Annotated in this window: 3 protein-coding genes; all 3 read left to right on the top strand. The window is 38.6% G+C overall.

Annotated elements, in window-relative coordinates:
- On the top strand, positions 1 to 1,945 hold a 1,945-nt coding region (locus A3757_RS26950; RefSeq protein WP_197470114.1), incomplete at its 5' end, for a hypothetical protein.
- A 207-nt stretch (positions 1,946 to 2,152) separates the two neighbouring features.
- Positions 2,153 to 2,680: a hypothetical protein gene (locus A3757_RS17920; RefSeq protein WP_068740028.1), complete on the top strand. Its 528-nt coding sequence runs from the start codon at positions 2,153 to 2,155 to the stop codon at positions 2,678 to 2,680.
- An 8-nt stretch (positions 2,681 to 2,688) separates the two neighbouring features.
- On the top strand, positions 2,689 to 2,923 hold a 235-nt coding region (locus tag A3757_RS17915; RefSeq protein ID WP_197470113.1), incomplete at its 3' end, for a hypothetical protein.

Below are 2,923 nucleotides of genomic sequence, written 5' to 3'. Positions count from 1 at the left end.
ATCCTCGATCAATCTTCACGATTTTTTCTCAATTCTCGAAGAGAAAAAAGAATCTACAGGCTCCACTACATTCAAAAATATGAAATCAGTGCTGAGCCAACTGCAGAAAAGCCAAATAGTAACACCTGAAAATTTTGTTCCATTATTCGAAAATGAGAATGACCTGATAAATAAATATCTAGACCATTTAGCATCCAAAGGGAACAGAGATGTTCGGTCGGCTAAGAGTCGGTTAAAATCTCTCATTTCAACTTACAAAGAACTCCAAGAATTCGATAACGCTAGGACTTTTAACCAGTTATTTTCACTAGGAATGCACCGAAGATTTGGAAGTATTCAATCTCATCTGAATACAAAAGGCACCCTAGCCGCAAAGGAAGCTATCCTAGAGCTGTTAACAGAATTTCGAAGACACGCCAACCAAGGTAAAAATCAATCAGCTGAAGGCAAAGGAATAGGAAGCGCGGATACATTTACGAATTGGCTCACCAACACTAGAACAGTGACATATAAATATTGGCTTCCACACCTATCTTTTTTCGACAACTTTTTTGATTTTCCAAGCGGGAGTTTTCTTAAACGAGTTCCTAAACATGCACTGCAAAAAACACCGCCTAAAAAGCCGATATATAGAGACCTAATCAAAGACCTCCCCCCACTCGTATCCAGACAATTTGAGCAATTCAAGAATTTAAAAGTGTATGGCATTTCACCGATAGCAATCACCAAGATTGACGGTGCAAGTCGAATGATCCAATCAAAAAATGAAATTTTTGATACCAGTAAAAAAAAGGGCTGGACCATGAATCAGGATGGTTCATGTGGTTCTGCTCAAATTACGCACAGCGCCCTAAAAGCCTACTATGATTTTGTGTTAAAGCATTCTAACGACAAAGAGGATTTCTCAAAGGAGATTGATCAACTCGAGATAAATCTTCTCGGAGATGACATTTTGCTAGCCGATTACATCGAGTATCTTAATATCAATGGATATGGCAAAACTTCAACCAAACGATTGCTAGAACTAATTGATGAAATTTCTCGAGAAAACGGTTTTCTTCGATTAGGCGTAAACCCACTGAGAGGTATGACAGCATCAGAGTGGCATGAGCATCTCGACGATCTTTCACCATATCTAAAAAACCTTAAGAGGTCTCTAGAGAAAAACGAGCCCGCTCCAAGAGATGGTAAAAGGCACATTAAGTTTCTCTTAAATATGCCTGCTAGCTCAATGAAAAACAGCGTAGATCTAATAATAGAAAATCTATTTGAATACGACACAAAAACTTTCACTAAAATAGCAACAACTCCCTTTAGATCATCTTCAGCAGGATTAATTACTCAACTATCCCGTGCTTGCCCTCTACGTATTCACAACTGGGCCCAACTGCACTACCAGGAAGTATCAACTACAATCACCGAAACACAAGAGCCAAGCCTAATCTATCTAAAGAATGAAGACCGATACCGAGTTTTCGTACCTAAAAAGTTTCTAAAAAATCGAGAACGCTCCGACATATTTGACATTAGCATGCCAATACCTCAGCTTTTCAATAGCGATATAGAGCGGTTTATTGAAATTCGGAAAAAGCTTATAGAGCACTTTGGCTTCGAAGATCAGAGGCTATTCTTCAAAGTCACTATCAAGAAAGGAAAAGCTAATGCTCGACCCTACAAATCAGGAGAACTAGCGTCCGATTATAAAACCGCAACTAAGAAAGTCATAAACAAATTATTCCCCGATGTATTATCTAGAGGGATTAACCCACACGCTTTACGGCACTTGTCAGCAACAGAGTTTTTAAACGACAACCCTGAAAATTATGCAGCTCTAGCAATATTGCTGAACGATAGCCTAGAGGTCGTACTTAAAACCTATGCGCAACTAGATAGCAAACAGAAAAGCCTAGAGATCTGTGAATGGGCAGAAAGGCGGTATGCATAACACTTAAGATTATCTTCCTAATTCCTGATAGCCACCGCGACTTAACCAAGCAAATTTCAATACGACAACGTCTAAAATTTAAATTAACAAGTGGTGGCCAAATAAACAAAAATCGAATACAGCGTATATAACACCGAACAATATATAGCTAAACTTCTTGAGGTTAATTACCCTTAAGTTGCCAGTAACAAAAGCAGAGCACGAAATATGCCTCATCACAATTGCAGCAAATACTTTTCTTATGAAGACTTTTACTATTGCTCAAAGACTTGGCAGCGCACAAAACCAACTAACACCCCAAAACAAGCCGAAACCATTTCGGCAATTCGAGAACTAGCTACGACCATTCTTGACCCTATTATCGATACATTTGGCGAAATTAAACTCACATATGGTTTTTGCTCCCACACCTTAGCTGCACAAATCAAGAAGAACGAAACACCATTAATTGCGCCGAATCTTGACCAACATGCAGGCTATGAACTCAACTCAAGAGGAAAGCGTATATGCGAAAGGGGTGGCTTTGCATGTGACTTCATCATCCATAATTCGGATATGAAGTTCATTTCGAAATGGATAATCGAGAATTGTGATTTTGATCGCTTATATTTCTATGGCGAAAACAGACCAATACATGTCAGTATCGGTCCCGAGTGTAAACGTCAAATTGTAATTATGAGACAACTCAGCGATGGTAGATATATCCCAAGAGTAGTTAGCGAAGATAATTTCTAGGAAATGTCATGGATGAGCAAGCATTCTTAACGCAAGTCAAATCAATTGAAATTGGTAAACACCTGCCCGAGGCCATCTATTTTCACAAAGATTCATTCGATACTATTGATGGAGTACTGAGAGACTTCTTAATTCGTATCTCTACAGCGATCAAGTTGACCACAGATGAATGGAATGTAGTTAAACTCTATAAACGCAGCTTTAGAATATCTTTTTTAAACTACCCTTCATTCTTTGATGAAG

The organism is Oleiphilus sp. HI0117 (assembly GCF_001635235.1).
The sequence above is the reverse complement of the archived record's forward strand: the minus strand, read 5'-3'. Positions and strand labels throughout refer to the sequence as shown.